The 25226-nt window shown below is 75.0% G+C and carries 19 protein-coding genes; 13 read left to right on the top strand and 6 right to left on the bottom strand.

The window, feature by feature from the left end:
* Positions 1–7: 7 nt before the first annotated feature.
* From MLV88_RS12635 to MLV88_RS12650, 4 genes are read left to right on the top strand one after another with little or no spacing between them, the layout of a single operon-like run.
* Positions 8–739: a sensor histidine kinase gene (locus MLV88_RS12635; RefSeq protein WP_242355793.1), complete on the top strand. Its 732-nt coding sequence runs from the start codon at positions 8–10 to the stop codon at positions 737–739.
* A complete protein-coding gene (locus tag MLV88_RS12640; RefSeq protein ID WP_242360340.1) occupies positions 736–1155 on the top strand; it encodes a hypothetical protein in 420 nt (139 codons plus the stop codon). Before MLV88_RS12635 ends, MLV88_RS12640 begins: the two co-directional genes overlap by 4 nt.
* Positions 1133–3094, top strand: coding sequence for an Ig-like domain-containing protein (locus MLV88_RS12645; RefSeq protein WP_243337623.1), 1962 nt, complete (start codon positions 1133–1135; stop codon positions 3092–3094). Before MLV88_RS12640 ends, MLV88_RS12645 begins: the two co-directional genes overlap by 23 nt.
* Positions 3069–4991, top strand: coding sequence for a hybrid sensor histidine kinase/response regulator (locus MLV88_RS12650; protein ID WP_243337624.1), 1923 nt, complete (start codon positions 3069–3071; stop codon positions 4989–4991). The genes MLV88_RS12645 and MLV88_RS12650 overlap by 26 nt, the downstream gene beginning before the upstream one ends.
* A gap of 21 nt (positions 4992–5012) precedes the next feature.
* Here the strand turns inward: MLV88_RS12650 and MLV88_RS12655 are convergent, their stop codons facing one another.
* Complete coding sequence (locus tag MLV88_RS12655; protein ID WP_243337625.1) at positions 5013–6518, bottom strand: CotH kinase family protein; 1506 nt, start codon at positions 6516–6518, stop codon at positions 5013–5015.
* A 283-nt stretch (positions 6519–6801) separates the two neighbouring features.
* Positions 6802–7206, bottom strand: a complete 405-nt coding sequence (locus MLV88_RS12660; protein ID WP_242360336.1) for an HPF/RaiA family ribosome-associated protein — start codon at positions 7204–7206, stop codon at positions 6802–6804.
* Between the two features lie 57 nt (positions 7207–7263).
* On the opposite strand from MLV88_RS12660, the gene MLV88_RS24605 reads away from it, so the two are divergent.
* The gene (locus MLV88_RS24605) at positions 7264–8472 is read left to right on the top strand and encodes an alanyl-tRNA editing protein (protein ID WP_242360335.1); all 1209 of its coding nucleotides are present in this window, start codon (positions 7264–7266) and stop codon (positions 8470–8472) included.
* Here the strand turns inward: MLV88_RS24605 and MLV88_RS12670 are convergent, their stop codons facing one another.
* Positions 8473–8817: a Smr/MutS family protein gene (locus MLV88_RS12670; RefSeq protein WP_242360334.1), complete on the bottom strand. Its 345-nt coding sequence runs from the start codon at positions 8815–8817 to the stop codon at positions 8473–8475.
* A 29-nt stretch (positions 8818–8846) separates the two neighbouring features.
* Here MLV88_RS12670 and MLV88_RS12675 point away from each other — a divergent pair, with 29 nt between their 5' ends.
* Entirely contained in the window at positions 8847–9656 is an 810-nt protein-coding gene (locus MLV88_RS12675; RefSeq protein ID WP_242360333.1) for a phosphatase PAP2 family protein, read from the top strand.
* Positions 9657–9666: 10 nt separating this feature from the next.
* Here MLV88_RS12675 and MLV88_RS12680 read toward each other — a convergent pair whose 3' ends face one another.
* Positions 9667–12087: an ATP-binding protein gene (locus MLV88_RS12680; protein WP_243337626.1), complete on the bottom strand. Its 2421-nt coding sequence runs from the start codon at positions 12085–12087 to the stop codon at positions 9667–9669.
* 148 nt (positions 12088–12235) lie between these two features.
* A complete protein-coding gene (locus MLV88_RS12685) occupies positions 12236–12607 on the bottom strand; it encodes an ArsC/Spx/MgsR family protein (RefSeq protein ID WP_242356582.1) in 372 nt (123 codons plus the stop codon).
* 22 nt (positions 12608–12629) lie between these two features.
* Between MLV88_RS12685 and MLV88_RS12690 the strand changes: the two genes are divergently transcribed.
* From MLV88_RS12690 to MLV88_RS12720, 7 genes are all read left to right on the top strand, one after another.
* Positions 12630–14507 carry an AAA domain-containing protein gene (locus MLV88_RS12690; RefSeq protein ID WP_243337627.1) on the top strand — a complete coding sequence of 626 codons (1878 nt, stop codon included), beginning with the start codon at positions 12630–12632 and terminating at the stop codon, positions 14505–14507.
* An 85-nt stretch (positions 14508–14592) separates the two neighbouring features.
* Positions 14593–16113, top strand: coding sequence for a sensor histidine kinase (locus MLV88_RS12695; RefSeq protein ID WP_242356585.1), 1521 nt, complete (start codon positions 14593–14595; stop codon positions 16111–16113).
* Positions 16114–16210: 97 nt separating this feature from the next.
* Positions 16211–17011, top strand: coding sequence for a ribonuclease H-like domain-containing protein (locus tag MLV88_RS12700; RefSeq protein WP_242356587.1), 801 nt, complete (start codon positions 16211–16213; stop codon positions 17009–17011).
* A gap of 120 nt (positions 17012–17131) precedes the next feature.
* Positions 17132–18130: an MBL fold metallo-hydrolase gene (locus tag MLV88_RS12705; RefSeq protein ID WP_243337628.1), complete on the top strand. Its 999-nt coding sequence runs from the start codon at positions 17132–17134 to the stop codon at positions 18128–18130.
* 359 nt (positions 18131–18489) lie between these two features.
* Entirely contained in the window at positions 18490–19110 is a 621-nt protein-coding gene (locus tag MLV88_RS12710) for a GIN domain-containing protein (protein ID WP_242372255.1), read from the top strand.
* A 150-nt stretch (positions 19111–19260) separates the two neighbouring features.
* The gene (gene purL / locus MLV88_RS12715; protein ID WP_243337629.1) at positions 19261–21564 is read left to right on the top strand and encodes a phosphoribosylformylglycinamidine synthase subunit PurL; all 2304 of its coding nucleotides are present in this window, start codon (positions 19261–19263) and stop codon (positions 21562–21564) included.
* A gap of 149 nt (positions 21565–21713) precedes the next feature.
* A complete protein-coding gene (locus tag MLV88_RS12720) occupies positions 21714–23192 on the top strand; it encodes a response regulator (protein WP_243337630.1) in 1479 nt (492 codons plus the stop codon).
* Here MLV88_RS12720 and MLV88_RS12725 read toward each other — a convergent pair.
* Positions 23170–25008, bottom strand: a complete 1839-nt coding sequence (locus MLV88_RS12725) for a PKD domain-containing protein (RefSeq protein WP_243337632.1) — start codon at positions 25006–25008, stop codon at positions 23170–23172. The two genes, MLV88_RS12720 and MLV88_RS12725, sit on opposite strands and share 23 nt — an antisense overlap.
* Positions 25009–25226 lie beyond the last annotated feature (218 nt).

The following is a 25226-nucleotide window of genomic DNA, read 5'->3' on the forward strand; positions in this document are numbered from 1 at the left end:
GAGCTCGATGCCACGCGGGACGGACGACGTGCTGGTGGGCCTCGACGCGGAGCTCTTCGCGCCCGGGCTCCTGCACGAGCTCAAGCAGCCGCTCATGGGCGCGGAGGCCGCCCTGACGCTGCTCGAGCGGAGCCTGGGGAGCTCGCTCGAGGCCGTCGAGGAGTGGCGGATGCTGCGCGGGCAGGTCGCGCGCATCGCCGAGATCGTGAGCGGGTACGAGGAGCTCCTGCGGCCGCAGGGGTCAGTGCCCGAGCCGTTCGAGGTCGGCCCGGTGGTGGGCCGCTCGGTGGAGCTCCTCGCCCACCGCGTGCGGCCGCTCGGGCCGCGCTTCGCGCTCGCCCTCGGGCCCGGCCGGCTCGCGGGCTTCGGTCGCCCCACCGCCCTCGTCCACGCCGCGACGAACCTCCTCGCGAACGCGCTCGACGCGATCGAGGACGCCCCGGGCGCGCGTGTCGAGGTGCGCGTGCTGGAGCAGGGCGCGAGCGCGGTCGAGGTCCGCGTCTCCGACGAAGGCGCCGGCGTCCCCTCCGAGGCGCGCCCGCGCATCTTCGAGGCGCGCTTCACCACGAAGGCGCCGGGCAAGGGGACGGGGCTCGGCCTCCACATCGCGCGTAGCCTGATGGCGCAGGACGGCGGACGGGTGTACCTCGTGCCTGAGGAGGATCCCGCCCGCTTGCCCTGGGCCGTGACCGAGTTCTGCGTGGTGGTGCCGGCCTCGGCCGGCGGAGGTGCGCCGTGACCGCCCTCCGGGTCATGGCGGGCTTCGCCGCCGGCGCGACCCTCGCCGGCATGGTGGTGGGGGTCGCGCGGCTCACCGAGACGGTCGAGCCCGCGACCGCCGTGGCGGAGCAGCCCGCCGCGACGGCCCCCGCTGCGACGGCCTCCGCGCCGAGCGGACCGCGTCCGGAAGAGCCGCCCGCCCGCTGGCACGCGCCGGAGGGCGCGCCGGAGGAGGTCACCGCCGGCGTGCTCGCGAAGGTCGCGTCGCAGCGGGCGGAGGCTGCGCGCGGGTGCAGGACGAGCCGCGAGCCCTCCGCGACCGAGAAGCACGGCCGCAAGGGCGCGCGGGCCGAGCCGAAGGCGGCGCGCTGCCCACCCGAGGAAGGGATCGAGTCGGTCGAGATCGACTGGAATGGCCCTCCCGCGACGCGCTGAGCCGGGGGTGCACGCCCTCCTGTGGGTGGTCGCGAGCGTGCTGCTCGCGACGGCGGCACCCGCGCGCGCGGCGCCTGGTGCGCGCGCCGCCGAGGGAGGCGCCCCGGCCGGCGGCGGCGCGCTCAAGCTCAGCGCCCGGCCGACCCGCCTCGTGCTCGGGCAGGACGGCACGGCGGAGCTTCGGATCTGGGCGCCGCCGGAGGTCGAGGAGCTCACCCTCAGCGCGAGCGCCGGGCGGGTGGAGGGGGTTCGCCGGCTCCCGAACGGCGGGTTCGCCGCGCGCTACCGTCCGCCCGCCGAGCGCTTCCCGCAGGTCGCGATCATCGCCGCGACCGCCCGCGGCGCCGCCGGCCCGCTCGACGGCTGGATGGCACTCCCGCTCTACGGCCAGGGCGACGCGAAGGTACGGGCGAGTCCAGGCCAGAGCATCACCCTGCGCATCGGCGACCGCGCCTTCGGCCCCAGGATCGTGGGCGAGGACGGGCTCGCCGTCATCCCGGTCGTCGTGCCGCCCGGCGTGCACGAGGCGCACCACGGCTTCCGGCCCATCGACCTGCACGTCCCGGAGACGCCGCTCGTCCACGCCGTCGCGCTCCGCGCCACGGTGCAGGCGGACCGGCAGGAGCAGGTGCGCGTCGTCGCGTACGTCGTCGCGCCGCACGGCGCGGCGCGGCGAGGGGACGTGCCGGTCGTCGAGCCGTCGCGCGGCTCGGTGTCGGTGTCGGCGCGCGAGGCCGGCGCGTACGAGGTGCTCTGGACGCTCCCTCCCGGCCCGGCCGGCGAGGAGCGGCTCGCGGTGCGGCTCGCAGGGGCGCCCGCGTCGAAGGCGCTCGTCCGCGTGGGGGTCGTGCCCGGGCGCGCCGCCGCGGTGGCGCTCGCCTTCGACCGCGAGGCGTTCGTGGCCGACGGGGATGCGCCGGCGGAGGTGGTCGTCACCGCGCGCATGGTCGACGCGGCGGGGAATCCCACCCCGGGCGGCGCCGTGACCCTCGGGGCCGAGGGCGGAACGATCTCCCGCCCGGTGGAGCGCGCCCCCGGCGTCCACGAGGCGCGGCTCGTGGTACCGCAGAAGTTCGGGAGCCGCCGCGAGGTGCTCGTGACCGCTCGCGCCGAGGCGGAGGGGCTCTCCGGCTCGCGCGCCCTGCCGCTCTTGCCGGGGCCGCCGGCGAGCGCGCGGGTCGAGGAACGCGTCATCGTGGCCGACGGGGTTCGCGAGGCGACGCTCCGCGCCACCGTGCAGGATCGCTACGGGAACCCGGTCACCCAGGCGCCCGTCGTCACCGCCGCGCGAGGCAAGGTCCTCGAGGTCGCGCCGGCCGGCGAGGGCGTCTACCGCGTGCGCTACCTGCCGCCGATGGTGGCGGCGCGCAGCGAGGACTCCCTCGCGTTCGCGGCAGGCGACGTGCGCTCTCGCAAGACGCTCGTGCTCGTCCCGCCGCGCGGCCGCGACGGGCTCCTCCTCGCCGCCGGCGTCGCCGCGGGGCGCGGGGGCGCGCTCGGGCCCCGGGTCGGCCTCGCGCTCGAGCGCGACCTGGCGAGCGCGCCCGCCGGGCTCCTGCTGTCCCTGCGCCTCGAGGCCGAGTGGATGGGCCAGCGGCGCCGGCGCGAGCTCGCGGGCGACGGCGAGGAGGTCGAGATCACCTCCAGCGCCGGCGGGCTCCTCGCCGGCGTGAGCGCGCGGCGCGAGCTCGGCGGCCTCACCGCCTGGGTCGCCGGCAGCGCGGGGCTGGTGCTCGAGTCGTCGCGTCCGGGCGACGCCGGGGCGGCGCCGGGCGGGAGGCTCTCGCTGGGGCTGGGCAGGCCGCAGCAGCGGGGCATGCCGTTCGTGGAGGCGGCGCTCCTCGCGGCGGGGCGCGGCGCCCTGCCGGCGTTCACGTTCTCCGTGGGAGTCCGGCTCGGCCGGGAGAGGTCGCATGGCGACGATCCTGATCGTCGATGACGAGCCGGTGATCCTGGACGTCTTCCGGCGCTTCCTGGAGGGCGAGGGCCGCCGGCTCCTGCTGGCCGGCTCCGTGCGCGAGGCGCTCGCCATCGCCCGGGAGGCGCGCGAGATCGACGTCGCCATCATCGACAAGAACCTGGGCGACGGCTCGGGGCTCGACGTCGCCCGCGGCCTCAAGGCGGCGAAGCCGGACGCGGAGGTCATCCTCGTCACCGGCTACGCCTCGATCGACTCCGCCATCGCGGCCGTCCAGATCGGCGCGTTCGACTACGTGACGAAGCCGGTCTCCGACTACGACGCGCTGAACCTCAAGGTGCAGAACGCGATCGACAAGGGCCGGATGCGGCGCGAGCAGCGCGACCTCCTCGTGCGGCTGGTGCAAAGCGAGGCGCTCCACCGCGGCGTGTTCGAGACGTCCTCCGACGCGATCCTCCTCGTGGACAGCGCGAGCGGCCAGATCGACGACGCGAACCCCGCCGCCGAGCGGCTCTACGGCGAGTCGCGCGACGCGCTGCGCGCCCGCCGCTTCTCGGAGCTGCTCGCGGCGGAGGGCGGGGACCCGGCGGCGCTGCCCGCGCCCGGCGCGCGCTCGGTCCCGTCGCGCCACCGCCGGGCCGACGGCTCCGAGCTCCCGGTCGAGCTCACCGCCGGTGAGCTTCCCCTCCAGGACCGCGCGCTGCGGGTGCTCTCGATCCGCGACGTCTCGGAGCGGGAGCGCGCGGAGGAGGAGCGCCGCGCGCTCGAGCAGAACCTGCGTCAGGCGCAGAAGATGGAGGCAGTGGGGCGGCTCGCCGGCGGGGTCGCGCACGACTTCTCGAACGTGCTCGCCGTGATCCTCGGCTACTCCGAGCTGCTCATGCGCGATCTCCCAGCCGGAGACCTGCGCTCGCGCGAGAGCGCGGAGGGGATCATCGAGGCGGCGCACCGCGCGGCGGGGGTGACCCGGCAGCTCCTCACGCTCTCGCGCAAGAAGCTGCTCCGCCCGGAGGTCCTCTCCCTCAACAAGGTCGTGCAGGACCTCGGCCGCCTCCTCTCGCGCGCCATCGGCGAGCGGATCGAGCTCACGACGCGGCTCCAGGACGCCCCCTGGCCCGTGCTCGCGGACGCGGACCAGCTCGCCCAGGTGCTCCTGAACCTCGCCGTGAACGCGCGCGACGCGATGCCCGAAGGCGGCCCGCTCGTCATCGAGACCGCGAACGCCGAGCTCGCGGAGGCGCCGCGCGACCTCCCCATCCCGGCCGGACGCTACGTGACGCTCTCGGTGAGGGACGGCGGCTGCGGCATGAACGACGAGGTCCGCTCGCGGATCTTCGACCCGTTCTTCACCACCAAGGAGACCGGCACCGGGCTCGGGCTCGCCACCGTCTACGGCATCGTGCGCCAGGCGGGCGGCGCGATCCGCGTCGAGTCGCGGCCAGGCCGGGGCGCCACGTTCACGGTGTTCCTGCCGGTGGGCGTGGAGCAGGTCGGGCGCGCGCACGCTCCGGTCGCGGCGGCCGCGCCGCGCGGGCTCGGGGAGACCGTCGTGCTCGCCGAGGACGAGGACGCGCTGCGCGTCCTGCTCGGGCGGGTCCTCGTCGGCAGCGGCTATCACGTGGTCGCCGGCCGCAACGGCGCCGAGGCGCTCGAGGCGGCCCGCGCCCGGGGCGCGCGGGTGGATCTCCTCCTCGCCGATCTCGTCATGCCGCGCATGACCGGCGCGGAGCTCGCCGAGGTGCTCCAGGGCGAGCAGCCGGGCCTGAAGGTGCTCTTCATGACCGGCCACACCGAGGACGCGCTCGTCGAGGACCGGCTCCGCGACGGCGACGTGGAGCTCATCCAGAAGCCGTTCACGAGCGAGGCGCTGCTCGGGCACGTGCGGCGGCTGCTCGGGCCGGCGAAGGCGAGCGCGTAGCGGCGGGACCCGTCGCGATCCTCAGTACGTCGACTGCAGGTATGCCCATCGATCACGCACCCACTGCCGCACGTAGGCGATCTCCTCGTCGTACCCCCAGCCCGTCCGCCCGTACACGCTGCTGAAGTACGCCACCTGCTCGGCGTTCCAGCGCAACTGGTCCCGCCGCGCGGCCTCGTCGTGCTGATGAGTGTAGTCGTCGATCATGGCGAGCACGTCAGTGACGGGGACCTGCTGCACGAGGTCGCCGAGCCGCGCCCGCGTCGCCTGCTCGAAGGGAGGGAGCAGGAGGCGCCGGAATAGGTTGTTGTCGGGCGTGAACTCGGTGGCCGTGCTCGGCGGAAACCGGAGGATTCCTCCCAGGGCCTGCGCGCAGTCCCACACCGCCGTGCGCCAAGGCCCTCCCGCTGGGTCGTGGTAGTGGAAGCTGTTGTGGTTTGCTGAATCGATAGCAAGGGTTAGCATCACGAGTGCCCACCATTGGCGGTACTCGTCGACATCGATGAGCCCGGGAAGCAGCGCCGCGAACGTCGCGTCGTCGGACTCGACCACGAACCGGACGAACGCGTCGAGGTCGTCGTAGGCGCCGGGCTCGCCGTCCAGGGGGAATCCCTCCTCCTTTGTGTACCCGTCGTGCCACGTGGTCTTCGGCAGCCCGGCGGAGTCGTACGGGTAGAAGTTCGCGGTGCGATGCTTCGCCATGTACAGGTTCGCGTCACCGTCGAGCCCCCCTCTCGAGAGCACCTGTCCGGCGATCTTCTCGCTCATCGTGTACAGCCCGAAGTACTCGCCGTTCAGGAAGAGCACCGCGCTCGCGGTTTGCACCCAGATCGGGCCGCCTAGCTTCTTCCAGAGATCGAGCACGAGGCGATCGCGGAGGTAGCTCTGATCGTCGAAGGTCGTGACGAGCAGCACCTTCTTGCGATCGAAGAACCCGAGGACGGGGTCGCTGAAGAGCTCGTTCGGGAAATCGATCGTGAAGCTCTTCTTCGGAAAGAGCAGGGACTTGTTTCCGCGGTACTTCACCTGCACGTCGAAGGTGTGCCCGCGGTACGTGAGCACCGCCGGCGTGTACTCCAGATCCGAGATGACCCCCGGCACTGACAGGTGGAACACCGGAAGGCCGTACTCCTCCGTATAGCGCGCGGGGTCCGGCGGGGTGTTCCCGGAAGCGTCGAACCTGTCCGCGACGCCGAGCGTGAACTTCTTCTCAATGGGCTCGATGGGCACGCTCGCGGCGATCTCGTAGACGCCCGCGTCCGCGGGCCCGGTCGTCCAGCGGATCTCCCCGGCCGAGGCGTCGACCTCCGCGCCCGGCGGAAGTCCCGCGATCGCGGGGTCGGATGGGAGCTCGCGCCCCGTGGCGCAGGCGATCGCGATGCGCACGGGATCGCCCTCGACCACCCAGGCCGGCCCGGTCAAGGTCAAACCGCAGGGACGCTGCGCCGGTTCTCGCAGCGCGTCACACGCCGCGAGCGTCCACACGAAGACGAGCGCGGCTGCCCCCCACGCGCGCGGCCCTTCCATCATGTCGTCATCCCCGCGAAGTGCACGCTCACCGTGTATGGCAGCGTGCACATGCGCACCTGCTCGAACAGGGCTCCGCAGGCGTGTTCGCCGTGGCTCTTTCGGGCGTTTGAGCTTCTGCGCAAATTGCCGCCGAGCGGCGCCCGTATCCTCAGCGGGACGGCCTCGCCGAAATCGGCGCCCGAGGGGCACAGCAGACGAAGACGACGACGGCGTGCCCTCCGCGACAAACGACGCGGATTCGGGTGAGATGCGGAGAGGACGCTCTCGCTTCAGAGCTGCTTCAGAGCGCCGCCGGATCGCCGTCCGGCGTGACGCCGCCGCGCGTGGAGCGCTCGCGCCAGGTGCGCCCGAGCGGGCGGTGCATCGGCTTGCGGGAGGTCGCGCGCATCCGGTCGACCTGCTTCCTCACGTGCCGCTTCAGGCGCTCGGAGGCGTCGAGGAGCGCCTTGTAGAGATCCTCCTGCACGCTCTCGACGTGGAGGGTGCGCGCGCCGGGCATCCGGAAGGAGAGGCGGCAGGTCTTGTCCACGCCGCCCTGCTTCGGACGGGAATCGGAGAAGTGGATGGAGAGCTCCGCGGCCTGGTCGTCGTACACGCGCGCGAGCGGGCGCGTGACGTGCTTCACGATGAAGGCGGCGACGTCCTTCGGGAGCGAGATGCGGTTCGCGTGGATGGAGAGCTTCATGCCCATACCCTGGTCACCGTTCCGCTCCGCGGAGCCCCTCCCGGTTAGACTCCTTCCGTGACCGAGCGCCTCTACCTCGCCGACAGCGGTCTCCTCGAGTTCGAGGCGACCGTCACCTCCACCCGCCCGCACTCGGGGCGCACCGCCGTCCTCCTCGACCGCACGGCCTTCTACCCCGAGGGCGGCGGCCAGCCCGCCGACCGCGGCACGATCGGCGGCGTGCCGGTCGTGGACGTGCAGGACGACGGCGGCGAGATCCTCCACGTCCTCGACGGGCCGGCGCCCGCGGGCCCGGTCGCCTGCCGCGTGGACGGCGCGCGCCGGCGCGACCACGTCCAGCAGCACCACGGTCAGCACCTCCTCTCGGCGGCCTTCGAGGCGACGCGCGGCGCGCGCACGCTCTCGTTTCACCTCGGCGAGGTCACCTGCACGATCGACCTCGACGTCGCCGCGCTCGGCGACGACGCGCTGCGCGCGGTGGAGGCGGCCGCGAACGACCTCGTCTTCCGCGACCTGCCGGTGGTGGCGAGGGAGCTCTCGGCGGAGGAGCTCGCAGCGCTGCCGCTGCGCAAGGCGCCGACCAAGGGTGCGCGAGTCGTCGTCGTCTCCGATCCTGCCGCCGGCGGGGAGATCCTGGACGCCTCGCCGTGCGGCGGGACGCACCCGCGGCGCACGGGCGAGGTCGGCGCGATCGCGGTGCTCGGCTCGCAGAAGTGGGGCGCCGGGTCGCGCGTCGAGTTCGTCTGCGGCGGGCGCGTCGTCGCCGCGCTCTCGCAGGCGCGGAGCCGGCTCGGCGAGGCGGCGCGCGCGCTCCGCTGCGCGCCGGCGGAGCTGCCGGCGGTGGCGGCCCGCGCGGCCGAGGACGGGGCGGCGCGGCGCAAGGAGGCGGAGCGGCTCACGCTGGCGCTCGCCGCGGTCGAGGCGGAGCGGCTCGCCGCGAAGGCCGGCGGCGTGGTGCGGGCCGTGGTGGTCCCGCCCGCGCCGGGCGCCGCCGCGTTCGTGAAGGCCGTGGCGGCGGCGCTCGCGGCGTCGGGGCGCGTGGCGCTCGTCGGCGCCGTCGAGGATGGTCGCGCGCACCTCGCCTTCGCGCGGCCCCGAGGCGAGGGCCCGCACCTCGGGGAGCTCGTCCGGGCTGCGGCGGCCGCGCTCTCCGGCAAGGGCGGCGGCGCCCCGGACCTCGCGCAGGGGAGCGGGCCGGATGGGTCCCGGCTCGAGGCGGCGCTCGCCGAGGCCGAGGCTGCGCTCGGCGCCGCCCGCTCGGGCTGATCACTCCTCGCCGCGATCGGCGCGAGAAGGCGACGGCGAGAGCGACACGAGCGTCGCGCCCCAGCCCCCCGCGCCCTCGTCGGCCGCGCGGAAGGCGGCGACCGCCGGGTGCCGCGCCAGGATGGCCTCGACCGAGCGGCGGAGGGCGCCGGTTCCCTTTCCGTGAACGATGCGGAGCTCGAGCAGCCCGGCCGCGCGGCACGCCTCGAGCCATTCGGGGACGAGCGCGCCGACCTCGGAAGGCCGGAACGTGTGCAGATCGAGCGTCCCCTCGAGGGGGATCGGGACCGGATCGTCGAAGGGCGGATCGCCGGGCGGTCCGCCGCCGTCGGGCGTGGGCGGCATGGGGATCCCGGCGATGATAGCCTCTGCGCATGCTCGCCGCCCGCGCCGCCGCCCTCGCGCTCGCCGCCGCCGTCGCGGCGCCGCTCCCCGCTCGCGCCGCACCCCACGCGCTCCACTACGACCTCGCCCTCGACGTCCCGCTCACGGCCGGAGCGAGCGTCGTCTGGTTCGGGACGGAGCTCGCGAAGTCGCACCTCGCGCCCACCACCTGCCGCTGGTGCGATCCGCCCGCCTTCGACCGCGAGGCGCGGCAGCTGCTCGTGTGGGGCTACGGCAAGCAGGCCCGCACCGCCTCGGACGTGCTCGCGTTCGGGGTGGTGCCCGCGGCGGCGCTCGCGCAGTTCGCGCTCGTGGCGGACTCCCGGCGCGACGCGCTCCTCGACGCGCTGTTCGTGGTGGAGGCGGTGGCGCTCGCCGCGGACGTGAACCAGATCGTGAAGCTGTCGGTGGGCCGCGAGCGGCCCTTCGTGCGCTACGGGAACTACCCCGAGCCCGTGCGGAAGCCCGATCCCGACGACCAGCTCTCGTTCTACTCCGGCCACAGCTCGCTCGCGTTCTCCTTCGCCGCCGCGGCGGGGACGGTGTCGAGCCTGCGCGGCTACCGGAGCGCGCCGTGGGTGTGGGGCGTGGGGATGGCCCTCGCGAGCGGCGTCGCTTACTTCCGGGTCGCCGCGGACAAGCACTACCTGTCCGACGTCGTCACGGGCGCCGCCGTCGGCACCGCCATCGGCATCGCCGCCCCGCGCCTCCTGCACCCGCGCGAGCGCGACGCGGAGGTCGGCACGCCCGAGCGCGTCACCCTCGTGCCGCTCCCGCTCGGCGTGCGCGTGGCGTTCTGATCGCGTCCCGTCAGCAGGCAGCCGCTGCGCCGGCGAGGAGCCGCGCGATCGCGGCGCGGAGCGCCTCGAGCTCGAACGGTTTCTCGAGGCAGTCGGCGCCCGACGCGTCGAGGAAGACGCGGGCGGACGCGGTGAACGCGCCGCCGGTGAGGAAGAGCATGCGCCGGGCGTGCGGATCGCGCGCCGCGACGAGGGCGCGGTGCAGGTCCATCCCGCTCATCTCCGGCATGAGGAGGTCGCAGAGGATCGCGTCGAAGCGCTCGCCGCGCTCGAGCTGCGCGAGGGCCTGCCGCGCGGCCCCCGCCACGACCACCTCGTGATCGGGCTGCAGCGTGCGCTGGAGCACCGTCGCGACGAGCGGCTCGTCGTCGACGACCAGGATCCGCGCGCGCGGGCGGACCCCCGGCGCCGTCCCCGGCGTCCCGGACGCCGCCGCAGCAGCAGCAGGCGCGGGCGAGCTCGGGAGGACGACGCGGAAGATCGCGCCGGCGCCGGGCGTGCTCTCCACCTCGAGCGCGCCGCCGAGCCCGGTCACGATCCCGTGACAGATGGAGAGGCCGAGCCCGGTACCCACGCCCGGCGGCTTCGTCGTGAAGAACGGGTCGAACACGCGCGGGAGGTGCTCCGCGGCGATCCCGCAGCCCGTGTCGCGCACCTCCACGGCCACCCGGCCATCGGGGCGTGTCCGGGTGACGACGCGGATCTCGTTCCGCTCCGGCGCGCCCTCCGCGATGGCCTGCGCCGCGTTGACGAGAAGGTTCAGGAACACCTGCCCGAGCCGGGCGGCGTTGCCGTGGACGGGCGGCACGGGCGCGAGGTCGCGGGTGAGCCGCGCGCGCCGCCGGATCTCCGCTCGCGCCATGTTGATGCACGACTCGATCACCGGCGCGAGATCCACCGGGCCGGAGCGGTCGTTCTCGCCGCGCGAGAAGGTGCGCAGATCGCGGACGATGACGCGCATGCGCTGCGCGCCGTCGCGCGCCTCGCTCACCGCGTCCTGGAGCTGGCGCGCGAGCTCCGCGTCGGACGGCGAGGGCGGCGCACCGGTGAGGAGACGACCGACGCGCTCCAGCCGGTCCGAGAGGAAGGCCAGGTTCGCGCTCACGTAGGCGAGCGGGTTGTTGAGCTCGTGCGCGACGCCCGCCGCGAGCGTCCCCACCGACGCGAGGCGATCCGCGAGCGCGAGCCGGGTGTGGAGCAGGCGGGTCTCGGTGACGTCGCGCAGGGCCACGAGCGCGCGTCCGGGGAGGATCCCCGGCGTGACGGTGACCTCGACCTGCCGGCGGCGCCCGCCGGCCTCGAGCTCCGCCTCGCCGCGGTCGCCGCCGCCCGCGAGGAGCGCGCGCCAGCCCGACCCACCGGCCCGGGACGCCGTGGGCGTCGCGACCTCGTCGAGCGGCCGCCCGACGAGCGACGCGCGGGTCCCGCCGAGCAGGGCGCAGCTCGCGGCGTTCGCGCCCACGATCGCCCCGCCGTCGTCCACGATGAGCATCGGGTCCCGCGCGCCGTCGAACACGGCGCGGAGCTGGCGCTCCTGCGCGAGGAGCTCCTGCTCCGCGTCGGAGCGGGCGAGCGCCGACGCGAGGACGCTCGCCGCGGTGGCGAGGAACCGCTCGTGCTCGAGCGAGAACGCCCGCGGGGTCCGCGCGTACGCGCCGAGCACGCGCGCAGGTCCGTCCCGTCCCGGCAGCGCCACCTCGAGCGCCGCCACGAAGCCGAGCGCAGCGAGGTGGCCGCCCGGCCGGCTCCGCGGGTCGGCCGCCGGGAGCGCCACGTGGCGGACGTCGCCCGCGATCCCGGCCGCGGCGAGGACCGTCGTGCCCGCGGGCCCCGCCTCCACCACCGCCGCCGCGTCGAGCGCGAGGAGCTCCGCGGCCGTGGCACAGACCGCGTGCAGGAGCGCCGTGACGCTCTCGGCGTTCACGGCGAGCTCGCCCAGGGACGCGAGCGCCGCCTCCTGAGCGACGCGGTCGCGCAGCTCGGTCTCGTCTCGCCTGCACCGGGTGATGTCGTGGAAGACCACCACCCGGGCCTCCATCGCGCCGTGCGGGCCGAGCGCCGGCGCGACGTGCCGCTCGAGGACGCGCCCGTCGCGGAGCACGATCTCGTCCGTGTACGCCGCGGTGGGATCGCGAAGGCTCAGGCAATCGAGCTCGGACGCCGCGCGGCGCGCGAACGCGTGTCGCAGCGCCTGACGGGCCAGCACCGTGTCACCGAGGTCGCGTATCTCCGCGCGCTCCCCCGCGGGAATCCCCCACAGCTCGAAGAGCCGCTCGTTCGCCGCGAGCAGCCGCCCGTCGGCGGACGAGATGAGGAAGCCGTCCGGTGAGGCCGCGGAGAGCGCGTCGAACAGCGCCCCCGGGTTGCGGAGCAGGTCCGGTGCGCGTGCGATCGGAAGACGCCGGACGTTGGAGGGTAGCGGGTCGGTCACCGACCCGGCTGGGATGCATGAACGGTGCGGGCCGGCGACGGTGTGCGCCTGCCGAAATGCTCAAGGACTCCCGCCAGCTTCGCCACGACGCATCCGACATTCCACGCAGGTGTAGGCGGACCCGGGTGCGTTGAGCCCCGTTGCGAATTCACCCCCCGTGGGGGGCGAGGGGAAAGAGCTCCCCGATCCGCTCCGGGGGCCTCGCGACCACGGCGCGTTCACCCGACACGACGATGGGGCGGTCGAGGATCCGCGGGTGCTGGGCGAGGGCGCGGATGAGCTCTTCGGCCGGCGTGCGCTCCGAGAGGCGGAGCGCCTGGTACTCGTCGGCGTCCGTACGGGCGAGCGCGTGGGGGGGTGCGCCCAGCAGCCGGAGCAGCGCGCCTATCTCCTCGACCGTGGGCGGCTCCTCGAGGAAGCGGCGGAGCTCGGGCTCGACGCCCCGTTCCCGCAAAAGCTCCAGGGCGCGCCGGCTCGTGGAGCAGCGCGCGTCGAACCAGAGGACGCAGTCGGCGGGCATCGCGGCGGATAATAGGAGAGCCTTGGATCTCGCGCACCACCTCGACCACCTGTCCTCCCTCCTCGCCGCCGAGCGCGAGGAGGAGCGCGCCCGTCTCGATGACGCCCGCCGCCGCCTCGGCCTCGCGGAGCGGGAGGCGCGCGGGCTCGCCCTCGCGGACGTCGAGGCGATCGAGGAGGCGGCGCTCGCCGGGCGAGCGCTCGTCACCTACGCCCGCCCGGGCGGGCGTCCGCTCGGCGGCGCGCGCGTAGGAGTCGGCAGCCTCGTGTCCGTCACGCTGCGGCGCGAGGAGCGGCTCGACGCGCCGCGCGGGGTGGTGGCGCGCCGGACCCGTGCGTCCCTTTCGGTGGCGTTCGACGAGCCCCCGCCCGACTGGGCGACGGACGGGCGCGTGGTGCTCGAGCTCGAGCCCTCTCCGGTGACGTGGGAGCGGCTCGCCGGCGGCCTCGCGCGCCTCCGGGACGATCCTGCCGGGCGGCGCTGGCACGGCGTGCTGTCGGGAACGCCCCCGCGATTCGAGCGAGCGGCGCGGGGGCCCGACCTGCCGGGCCCGCTCAACGCGGAGCAGGCGGCGGCGCTCGACCTCGCGGACCGGGCGGTCGACCTGGCCCTCGTGCACGGTCCGCCCGGGACGGGCAAGACGACCGTGCTCGTCGAGGTCATCCGGCGCGCCGTGGCGCGGGGCGAGAAGGTGCTCGCCACCGCACCCTCCAACCTCGCGGTCGACAATCTCGTCGAGCGGCTCGCTGCCGCCGGGCTCGCGTGCGTGCGGGTCGGCCACCCGGCGCGCGTGCTCCCCGCCGTGCTCGCCCACACGCTGGAGGCGCAGGCGGAGGCCCACGAGGCCGCGCGCATCGCGAAGGGCCTCGTGGAGGAAGCCATCGCGCTCAGGCGCTCGGCGGCGAAACGGCGCCAGCAGCGCGGCCCCGGCCGCTACAGCGCCTCGCGCGAGAAGGAGCGCGACGCGCGCGCCCTCTTCGCCGAGGCGCGCGCGCTCGAAGCCCGCGCCGAGGCCGAGGTGCTCGATCGCGCCGACGTGGTGCTCGCGACGCTCACCGGCCTCGACGCCCCCGCGCTGGCCCGCCGGAGGTTCACCCTCGCGGTCGCGGACGAGGCCACACAGGCGGTGGAACCCGCCCTGTACCTCGCCCTCCTCCGCGCCGAGCGGGCGGTGCTCGCGGGCGATCACCTCCAGCTCCCGCCGACGGTGCTCTCCGCGGCGGCGCAGGCGGGCGGGCTCGGCGTGTCGCTGTTCGAGCGGCTGGTCGCGGTGCACGGCGACGCCGTCAAGGTCACGCTGGCCGAGCAGCACCGGATGAACGCACGCATCATGGCGTTCCCCTCGGAGGCGCTCTACGGTGGGGCCCTGCGCGCGCACCCCGCCGTCGCCGAGCGCGCGATCGACGGTGCGCCGCTCGAGGTCGTGGACACGTCGGGTCGGGGCTTCGAGGAGGAGACGCCGGAGGGCTCCGACTCCAAACAGAACGCGGGCGAGGCGGCGCTCGTCGCCGCCGAGGTGGAGGCGCTGCTCGCGCGGGGGCTCGACCCCGCGGAGGTGGCGGTGATCTCGCCGTATGACGCCCAGGTGCAGCGCCTCCGCCAGCTCCTCGCCGCGCACCTGGATCGCGGGCTCGAGGTCGACACGGTGGACGGCTTCCAGGGGCGAGAGAAGGACGCGGTCGTGGTCTCCCTCGTGCGGGCGAACGAGACCGGTGAGGTCGGCTTTCTCGCGGACGTGCGTCGCATGAACGTGGCGCTCACCCGCGCGCGCGTGAAGCTCGTCGTGGTCGGTGACGGCGCGACCGTTGCGCGCCACCCGTTCTACGCGCGGTTCCTGTCGCACGCCGAGGCGAGCGGCGCGTGGCGCAGCGCCTGGGAGCGCGCGCAGGAATTGCCGTAACTGCGCGCTCCGCCGCACTCCGCAGGGGGCCGCGTCAAGCTCGACCCGCCGCCATAGGTTCGGTTTCGGCGGGGGCCACGGAACGATGGGGACGACGGGCGAGGACTCGGGGCGTCGGCTCGTCCCCGCGCCGGGGGACATCCTCCGGAACGGGATCAGCGTCTCGATGCTCGAGGCGGTGTTCGACGCGTCGCCCGTCGCGCTCATGCTGCTCGTCGGCCCGGAGCTCGTCGTCGATCACGTGAACGTGGCGTGCCGCGCGCTCACGCGGCCCGACGTCGATCCCGTCGGGCAGCGCTTCGCGGACGTCTGGCCTACGGGCGATCCCGTCGTCGTGCCGGCGCTCCACAACGTGCTCGCGACCGGCGCTGCCCTGTGCGTGGAAGACTACGTGGTGCCGTTCGCGGGGGCCTCGCGGCGCTTCTCGGTGCAGGTGAAGCGCGTCCCGTGGCGCCGGGGCCTCGCGCTCCTCCTCTCGGCCTGGGAGACCTCCGAGGCGTGGGAGGCGCGGCTCGCCGCGGAGCAGGCGGCGGAGGCCGCGCTCCGTCGCGCCGGGGAGCTCGACGCGGCCGTGAACGCGATCGCAGACGGCCTCATCCTCTACGACCGCAGCGGCGAGATCGTCCGCATGAACGAGACGGCGACGAGGAGGCTCGGCTACGCGCCCGACGAGGCCTCCCCGGATCTCGCGGAGCGGTTCGGCGCGCTCCGCGTCTACACCCCCGACGGCCGGCTCATGCGCCTCGAGGAGACGCCCGTCGCCTGCGCGCTGCGGGGGGAGACCGTCCGCAGCCTGCACCTGCGCGTCGAGTACCGCGGTGAGTCGGTCTGGGTCCTCGCGAGCGCCGCCCCCGTGCGCGGCCCCGACCTCTCGATCGTCGGCGCGGTCCTCACCTTCTCCGACGAGACCGCGCTGCACGAGATGGAGCAGGCGCGCGACGACCTCGTGCGGATGATCTCGCACGACCTGCGGACGCCGCTGAACGCGATCTTCAACCAGGCCCACCTGCTCCGCCGGCACCCCGAGGACGTCCCGAGGGTCGAGGCGCGGACGAACGCGATCCTGAAGAGCTGCGAGCGGATGAGCAGCATGATCCAGGACCTCGTCGAGGCGACCCTGCTCGAGGACCGGCAGCTGCACCTCTCCCTCGAGCCGGTGGATCTCGCCGAGCTCGTACCGGAGCTCCTCGAGCGCTTCCGCGGCGCCCTCGACACGGACCGCGTGAAGCTCGTCGTCCACCCGGACGTCCCGCGCGCGCAGGCCGATCCGCAGCGGCTCGAGCGCATCGTCCTGAACCTCCTCACGAACGCCCTCAAGTACTCGCCGCCGCAGGGGGAGGTCACCCTGGAGGTCGCGGCGGATCCGGAGGGGGTCGCGATCGTGGTGACGGACCGGGGCGTCGGGATCGCGCCGGAGGACGTACCTCACGTGTTCGAGCGCTTCTTCCGGGCGCGCGGGGCTCGCCAGCCGGAGGGGCTCGGGCTCGGGCTCTACATCACCCGCCTCCTCGTGCAGGCCCACGGCGGCCGCGTCGACGTGTCGAGCCAGCTCGGCCAGGGCAGCACCTTCCGCGTGGTCCTCCCGGCCGCCGCCGCTTTGCACTGACCTCGCCTCCGCGCGTAAGCTCGCCCGCCCCCGCGTCCCCGCCCGCCGCGGCGCGGAAGGCCCTCCTCACCCGAACCCCTCGCACGGACCGAACCGCTTGATCCGCAGCACCTTCCGGCTCGCCCCCGGCATCGGCCCCTGGCTCGAGTCGAAGCTCTGGACGAAGGGCGTGCGCACCTGGGACGAGTTCCCCGCGCCGCCCGCCGTCGCGCTCTCCGCCCGCACCGACGCGCGGCTGCGCGACGCGCTCGCCCTCGCGCGCGCCGCGCTGGCGCGCGGCGACGCGGAGACGCTCGCGGCGATGCTCCCGCGCGCCGAGCGCTGGCGGCTCTACGCCGCGTTCGCCGCCGACGCGGCGTTCCTCGACATCGAGACGGACGGCGAGGCCGTCACCGCCGTCGGCATCCTCGATCGCCACGGCCCGCGCGTGTTCCTGGCGGGCCGCGATCTCGACGACTTCCCCGACGCGACGGCGGAGTGGAAGCTCCTCGTCACGTTCAACGGCCTCTCCTTCGACGTTCCCATCCTGCGGAGCGCCTTCCCGGGCTGGCGCCCGCCGCGCGCGCACGTGGACCTCCGCCATCTCTGGGCGCGGCTCGGCCACAAGGGCGGCCTGAAGCTCCTCGAGAAGGAGACGGGCGTCGGGCGCGCCGCGAGCCTCGACGGCCTCGACGGACGCGACGCCATCCGGCTGTGGCGCCTGCACCTCCGCGGCGACGCGGCCGCGCTCCGCACGTTCGTCGAGTACAACCTGCACGACGCGGTGAACCTCCGGACGCTCATGGACCTGGGCTACAACCGGATGATCGAGCGGCTGCGCCTGCCCGCCTCGCCGGTGCCGGTCTGCGAGCGCGGCGATCACCGCTACGACATGACGAAGCTCCTGCTCGCCCTGTAGCGGCGCCGCTCGCCCGAGCCGCCGGCCGGCGGCAGGCGAGGGTTCGGGGCGCCGCCGCGAGGGCCTCGGGAGGTGGCTCGAGCGGCGCCGCCGGCTCGCGTCCGCTGCTATGTACTCGCCATGCCCGTCTTCGCCTTCGAGCAGCCGCACGATCGAGCAGGACGGTTCGTGAACCTCGACGGCTCGCGCCCCGTCGGGCTCGCGACCGTCCTGCGCTGGGCAGTCTGGGACCGGCTCACCGGCAAGCGGAGGCGCGCCCCGGAGCGGGGCTCCGTCCTCACCGTCGCGGCCGATCGCGCGCGTCTCGCCCGCCCGCCCGCGGAGGGCGAGCCCGCACGGCTCACCTGGCTCGGCCACGCGAGCTTCCTCGTCCAGCTCGACGGCGTGTCGCTCCTCGTCGATCCGGCGCTCCGGCCCGCGATCTTCGGGGGCATCGTCCGGAACGTCCCGCCCGGCGTGCCGCTCGAGGACCTCCCCCCCATCGACGCGCAGCTCGTCACGCACAACCACTACGACCACCTCGATCTCCCCACGCTGCGCTCGGTCGGGGCGCCCGTCGTCGCCGGCCTCGGGCTCGCGCGCTGGCTCGAGGCGCGCGGTCTCCCCGCGACCGAGCTCGGCTGGTGGCGCTCGACGCGGGTCGGTGCCGTGCGGGTCACCTTCGTCCCCGCACACCACTGGAGCCGGCGCGGGCCGCTCGACACCAACGCGACGCTGTGGGGCGGCTTCGTCGTCGAGGGCAGCACCGCGACCGTGTACCACTCGGGCGACAGCGCGTACTTCGCGGGGTTCCGGGAGATCGGCGAGCGCTTCCCGGGCATCGACGCGGCCCTCCTCCCGATCGGCGCCTACGACCCGGGCTGGTTCATGCTCCGGCAGCACATGGACCCCGAGCAGGCGCTCCAGGCCTTCGAGGACCTCGGCGCCCGCGCCTTCGTCGCGATGCACTGGGGCACCTTCAAGCTCGCCGACGAGCCGCTCGACGAGCCGCCGCGGCGCGTCGAGGCGGAGCGCGTCCGGAGAGGCCTCCCGCCGGAGCGGGTGCGCGTGCTCGCGGTGGGCGAGACGCTGGAGGTCGCGCGCCCGCTCGCCGTGCGCGAGCCCGCGACGCCCCGCTGAGCCGTCATCGGCTTCCCCACGCGCTCCCACCTCGCGCCGCGCCGTGCGCCCGTCCCGGAGGCTTCTCGCGGGGACGGGCAGAGGAGGAATTCTCCGGCGAGCATGTTGCAGCTATCCTGAGAGACGGCACGCTCCCGCGCGACGGGAGCCGCCGGGGAGCGTCGATCGTGAACGCTGGCGCGCATCTCCTCGGGATCCCGCGGTCCACTTCCTCCGCGCGCGCCTCGAGCGCCGCCCCGGGGCGTGCCGTGGGGGCGCGCCGTCGCCGGGGCGCGACACCCGCTCGCCGCCCGCATGCCCGCCGTGCTGCCGCCCTCCTGCCGGCGCTCGTCTCGCTCGTCCTCGGCTGCGACCCCTACGTGAAAGGCAACGGCGTCCTCCGCGAGGAGACGCGCCAGGTCGGCGGGTTCGAGGGTCTCCGCGTCGAGGACGGGATCCAGGCGGAGGTGACGGCCGGCGTCACTCCCCAGCGCGTGGCGGTGAGCGGCGACGAGAACCTGCTGCAGCACATCTCGACCTCGGTGAAGACGGACCCGGTGCACGGCCAGGTGCTCGAGGTCCGCTCCACGCTGTCGTCCTTCGACTCCACCCACCCGATGCGCGTGGTGGTCTCGGTGCCGGTGTTCCGCTTCCTCGCCGCGACCGACTCCTGCTACGCCACGGTGAGCGGCGCCGCGACCGACGCCTTCGCGGTGGACGCCGACGACGGCGCGGACATGCGCCTGAGCGGAGCGGGCGGCGCCGCGCTCTCGGTCCGGCTCGCCGGCGGCCAGGGCGGCGGCGCCCACCTGGACGCGCGCGAGTACCGCGTCACCGACGCCTCGGTCGAGCTCGGCGGCGGCGCCCGCGCGGAGCTGCACGTGGACGAGCGGGTGACGGGCACGCTGAGCGGCGGGGCCGCGCTCGAGAACGTCGGCGGCGGCGTCTGCGAGGTCACCGCCACGGACGGCGCGACCGTGAGCTGCCCCCCTGCCCCCTGAAGCGCGCCTCCCGACCCGCGACGCCCCTCCGGCTGCCGTCCGGGCGGGCGCCCGCGGGGCGCGCCCCGGGCGCCTCCCGTCACGAAGCGGGCACGACTCGCTCCTTGACGGTTTCGGAATCATGGACCGCCGTCTAGAATCCGCCGCCTCATGACCGAGAAGATCACGCCGGAAGTGGTCGCCCAGCACGGGCTCACGCAGGCCGAGTACGACGAGGTGAAGCGCCACCTCGGCCGCGAGCCGAACCTGACCGAGCTCGGCGTGTTCTCGGTGATGTGGAGCGAGCACTGCTCGTACAAGTCCTCGCGGGTGCACCTCAAGACGTTCCCCACCTCCGGGCCGCGCGTGCTCCAGGGGCCCGGCGAGAACGCGGGCGTGGTGGACCTCGGCGACGGGCTCGCCGCCGCGTTCAAGATGGAGAGCCACAACCACCCGAGCTACATCGAGCCGTACCAGGGCGCGGCGACCGGCGTGGGCGGCATCCTCCGCGACGTCTTCACCATGGGCGCGCGCCCCATCGCCTCGGCGAACTCGCTGCGCTTCGGCGATCCCAGCCACCCGAAGACCGCCTACCTCCTCGAGGGCGTCGTCGCCGGCATCGGCGGCTACGGCAACTGCATGGGCGTGCCAACGGTGGCGGGCGAGGTGATGTTCCACCCGAGCTACAACGGGAACTGCCTCGTGAACGCGTTCACGCTGGGCATCCTCCCGGCCGACAAGATCTTCCTCGGCACGGCGGCGGGCGTCGGCAACCCCGTCATGTACATCGGCGCCAAGACCGGCCGCGACGGCATCCACGGCGCGACCATGGCCTCCGCCGAGTTCGACGCCTCCACCGAGGAGAAGCGCCCGACGGTGCAGGTGGGCGACCCGTTCATGGAGAAGCTGCTGCTCGAGGCGTGCCTCGAGCTCTTCCAGACGGACGCGGTGGTCGGCATCCAGGACATGGGCGCCGCCGGCTTCACCTCCTCGTCCGTCGAGATGGCCGGCCGCGCCGGCAACGGCCTCGACCTCTTCCTCGACCAGGTGCCGCTCCGCGAGGAGGGCATGACGCCGTACGAGATCCTCCTCTCCGAGTCCCAGGAGCGAATGCTCCTCGTCGCGGCCGAGGGCAAGGAGGACGTGGTCCGCCGCATCTGCACCAAGTGGGACCTCGACGTCGCCGTGGTCGGGCGGGTGACCGACACCGGCCGCTGGCGCGCGCACTGGCAGGGGAAGCTCGTCGCCGATCTGCCGGTGGACCCGCTCACCGAGGGCGCGCCGAAGTACCAGCGCCCGATGAAGCCGCACCCGGCGCTCCCCGAGCTGCACGCCTTCGACCTCTCGACGCTCCCCGAGCCCGCCGACCTCGGCGCCACGCTGCTCCGCCTCCTCGCCCGACCCACCATCGCGTCCAAGGAGTGGGTCTACCAGCAGTACGACCACATGGTCCGGCTCGTCGGCGCGGTGCGGCCGGGCGGAGACGCGGCGGTGGTGCGGATCGCCACGGGCGACGCGCGCCACGCGAAGAAGGCCGTCGCCATCTCGGTCGGCGCGAACGGCCGCTACTGCTTCCTCGACCCACACCTCGGCGCAGCGCACGCGGTCGCCGAGTGCGCCCGCAACATCGCCTGCGTCGGCGGCGAGCCCATCGCCATCACCGACTGCCTCAACTTCGGCAACCCCGAGAAGCCGGAGATCATGTGGCAGTTCGCGGAGTGCGTGCGGGGCATCGGCGACGCCTGCCGCGCGCTCGGGACGCCCGTCGTGTCCGGCAACGTCTCGCTCTACAACGAGACCGAGGGCCAGGGGATCCTGCCCACGCCCACCATCGGCATGGTCGGCCTCGTCCCCGACGTCGAGAGGACCTGCTCGAGCGCGTTCAAGAACGCCGGCGACGTCATCGCGCTCGTCGGCACGCTGCAGGGCGAGGTGGGCGGCTCCGAGTACCTCGCCGCCGAGCACGGCAGGGAGGCGGGCCGCCCGCCCGCGCTCGACCTCGCGAGGGAGAAGGCGGTGCAGGAGACGGTGCGCCGCGCCGTCCGCGAGGGGCTGCTCTCGTCCGCGCACGACTGCTCCGACGGCGGCCTGGCCGTCGCGCTCGCCGAGTGCTGCATGATGCAGGGCGTGCCCGCCGGCGCCGAGACGACGCCCTGGATCGGCGCGGCGGTGCGCGTGCCGTTCCCCGCGCGGAAGGACTTCGTCCTGTTCGGCGAGGACGCGAGCCGCATCCTCGTGTCCATGCCGAAGGAGAGCGCGGCCCGCTTCGTGGCGCTCGCCCAGGAGTGCGGCGCGCCGGTCATCCGGCTCGGCGCGGTGGGCGGCGACACCCTCGAGATCCAGGGGGCGCTCTCGGTGCCGGTCGCCGAGCTCGCCAAAGCCTGGCGCGACGGCATCCCCGCCGTGCTCCGGCGCGACGTCGGCCACGCCGCCGCCTCGCTCGTCGCGCGCGAGCCGCAGGAGCCTTTGAGCTAGAGACGAACCAGTCCGCGCTTGCACCCCGGGTCGCGGGGTCGGGTATGCTGCGACCCCGCGCGGCGGCGACCCGCGGCAGGACGCCCGGATCACGGGCGTCTCGACCCGGCGCCCGGGTTGCAGGAGCGCCACGCCTCGACCCCGCACGGATGAGCACCGCCGACCACCTCTGCATCTTCGAGCGCGCCACCGGCGAGCGGCTCCTCGCCGCCGAGCGCTTCGTGCTGGCGCTGCCGCAGCTCCTCGGCGCCGCCCTGGACGGCTGCGACCTCGGGCTCGACCCCTCCTCGCGCCGGCTGATCGTGCTCCTGCGCTTCTCGCCGGCCTCCGCGCCTCCCGGCGCGAGCGAGCGGCTCGCGTTCTGGGCCGCGCGCGCCGGGGGCCGCGCGAGCGACATCGGCCAGATCCCGCCCGGCGACCTCGACGAGCTGAAGACGCTCCTCGCCGCCTGCGAGCCCAGGCTCGCCGACGTCGCCGGCGCCGAGCTCTACCTCGCGACCGCCGCGTTCTTCACCGACGCCGGCGCGCCCGCGCTCCGGCGTCGGAGCCCCGGCGAGCGGCCCGCGCTCGTGCTCGACCTCGCCGGCGCGGCCGCCGCGGGCGCGAGCTACGACCCCGCCGCCGCCGCGCTCTTCGTCCCCTCGCCGATGGCGCCGCCCCAGGGCGACGAGCTCGTCCTCGCCGTGCGCGTGCCGGGCCTCGCGCGCCAGGTGGAGGGCCGCGCCCGGGTCGCGGCCGTGCGCTCCCCGGCGGCGGCCACCTCCGGGGCGCCCGCCGGCTACACGCTCGCGGTCGAGCCCGCGCCGCCCGCCCTCGCCGCCGCGCTGGCCGCGCACGTCGCGCCGCCCGCGCCGTCGCAGTGGGAGATCTCGCGCTCCGCCCCGCGGCTCGAGCTCCACGCGCCGGTGAAGGTGCTCGGCCGGATCGCGCTCCGCCCGGCCGAGGCGGCCTCCGCCATCGCCTGCGCCACGCTCGCCTACGAGACCGGCGCCGAGCTCGAGCAGGACTTCGTGGAGAACCTCTCCCAGGGCGGAGCGTTCGTGCGCACCGCGAGCCCGGCGGCCGTGGGCGCGCCCGTCGCGCTCGCGATCCGGCTGCCGGACGGCGGCGACCTCCACACCCGCGCCACCGTGGCCTACGTGAGCGACGAGGGCATGGGCGTGCGCTTCCAGCTCGAGCCCGCGGAGGAGGCGCGCCTCTACGCGGCCATCGTCCAGCTCACCGCGAGGCCGCGCCGCGCGCTCGTGGTGGACGACGACGCGCTCCACCGCCGGATGCTGGGCGACGCGCTCGGGGCCCGCGGCTACGAGGTGGTGACCGCCGCCGACGGCGCGGAGGGCCTGCGGGCGCTCGCCGACGAGCTCCTCACCCTCGACCTGCTGCTCACCGACGCCTGCATGCCGGGGATGGACGGCGAGGCGTTCGTCCGCACCATCCGCGAGGCCGGCGGCGAGACCGAGCTCGCGGTGGTCGCGGTGACCGGCCGCTCCGACCCCGAGCTCGCCCCCCGGCTCCGCGCCGCGGGCGCGGACGAGGTGCTCGAGAAGGCGCTCGGGGCGGAGCGGGTGGCGGAGGCGGCGGACGCGGTGCTCGAGCGGAAGCGGCTCACCACGCGCACGAGCGGGTGACCACGAAGGTGGCCGGAGTGCTCGCGGCCCCGTCGGTCGCGCTCATCGTGTAGGTGCGGCTGGTGCTCTCCGAGCACGTCCGATCCGCGGCGAACGAGACCTCCAGGGCGCACTGAGAGGCGAGGCAGACCTGGGTCTGGCCCGTCTGGCTCACGGTCCACTCCACCGGATCACCGTCCGGATCGGTCACGAAGTCCGTCACGGTCCCGCTGGCGCTCGAGACGGCGAGCTCGTTGACGAGGCACTGGCCGTACTCCCAGCGACAGCAGGTCGCGGTCTCGACGCACTGGGCGCCGAGGCCGAAGGCGTTCTTCGTGAAGACGGGGGCACGGTTCTGGATCTGGATCTGCGCGACGCTCGCGACGGGAGCGGACTCCCAGGGGTCCCGGACCCGCTGCTGGATGTCGTGCGCGCCCACGAAGTTGCCGGCGACGGCGGCGACCGCCGAGGCGAGGGTGCACTGGATCACCACCATGCCGGAGGCGTCGAGGACGTAGCTCGGGCAGACCGCGTCCCCCGTCGGATCTCCCTGCGCCATGGGATCGCCGTCCGGATCCCGCCACTGGCTCAGCTTGGCGGAGGCGCGGTACTCCCCGGCCGCCGCGTCGTACACGTGCTGCGGGGACACGACCGTCGCGGCCCAGGCGACCTCTGGCGGCCGGTTGCCGATGACGACGGGCCAGGTCTCGCTCGTCTCGGCGCCGTTCACGTCGCGAACCGAGTACGTGATGGCCCGCTCGAGACCCTCGCCGCCGATGAGGAGGAGCGCGTCGGCCGGGGCGGTGTACGGCAGCTCGATGCTGAAGGCGGCGCGGTCGCCGAGGTCCTCGACCTGGAACGTCGCCGCGCCGTCGCCGACGTGATGCCCCGCGACGGTCCGCCCCTCGAGCGGGTCGCCGTCGGGATCCTCCGCCACGACGCCGATCGCGCCATGCGCGGAGAAGCGCGACGAGGCCGCGTCGAAGGCGTGGTTGAAGACGGGGATCGCCTCCGTCACCACCGGCGGCGCGTTCCCGATGCTGAGGCGCGTGGCCGCGACGCCGATCACGCCGGCCTCGTCCCGGGCCTCCACGCGCAGCACCCAGTCACCCGAGATGGCGGTGCCGTCCGTCTCGATGCGCACGGTCGGGCTGGGCGCGTCGGGCCCTGGCTCGAAGATCGCGCGCCGCTGGGCGTCGAGCGCGTGCCCCGCTGGCGGCTCGACCGTCCAGTGGAAGCTCGCGCCGGCGACGGCCGAGGTCGCGGAGAGCGCGACCGCGCCGCCGAGCTCGGTGACCGGCCGGCACGTGATCGGCTCGCCCTCGCACCGGTGGTCCACCGCGACGTCGGCGCCAGCGGTCACGAGGGGCGCGCCGGAGCGCGGGGCGACCTCCACGAGCGCGCTCGCGGGCGCGCTCTGGACGGAGAGCTCGTCCGCCACGACGAGCGAGATCTCGTAGCGCCCGGGGCAGGCGAACCGCACCGGGGTGGTGGCGGTGGTGCCCGCGACGACGGGAGGCTCGCACGGCGCGTCCACGGCGCGGACCGTCCACGCGTACGCGACGACCGCGTCCTCCGGCGCGTCCGGGTCCGAGCTGCGAGAGCCGTCGAGGGTGACCACGTCGTTCGCCTGGACCGCGCTCAGCGGGCTGATGCGCGCGAGCGGCGCCGCGTCGGCGACGCACGCGAACGCGAGGCACCGCGCGGCGGGCGGGCACGACTCGGTCGTGTCGCAGGTGATGGGGGCGGGCCCGCCCTGCGAGCAGGCGAGCGCGGTCGCGAGCGCGAGGGGAAGCGTGGCGTGGAGCGCGGGGACCGCTGTGCGGTGGGTCGGCATCTCTGTTCTCCGGAGAGCGTCGGCAGGAACGACGAAGAGTAAAGGTTCGCCGAGGGTGGGTTCAATCGAGGCGCACCAATGCGACGATCGTTCCAGCGCCTGCACCGCGTCCGGCGCGCTTCGTCGAGGGGCGAGGGTCCGCGGCGCGGCCGGTCCGGTCCGACACGGGGACACAGGTGCGCCGACTCGCCGACGGGTCGCTGGTCACTCCCGGCGCA

The organism is Anaeromyxobacter soli (genome assembly GCF_022808855.1).
GTDB classification, from domain to species: Bacteria; Myxococcota; Myxococcia; order Myxococcales; family Anaeromyxobacteraceae; genus Anaeromyxobacter; species Anaeromyxobacter soli.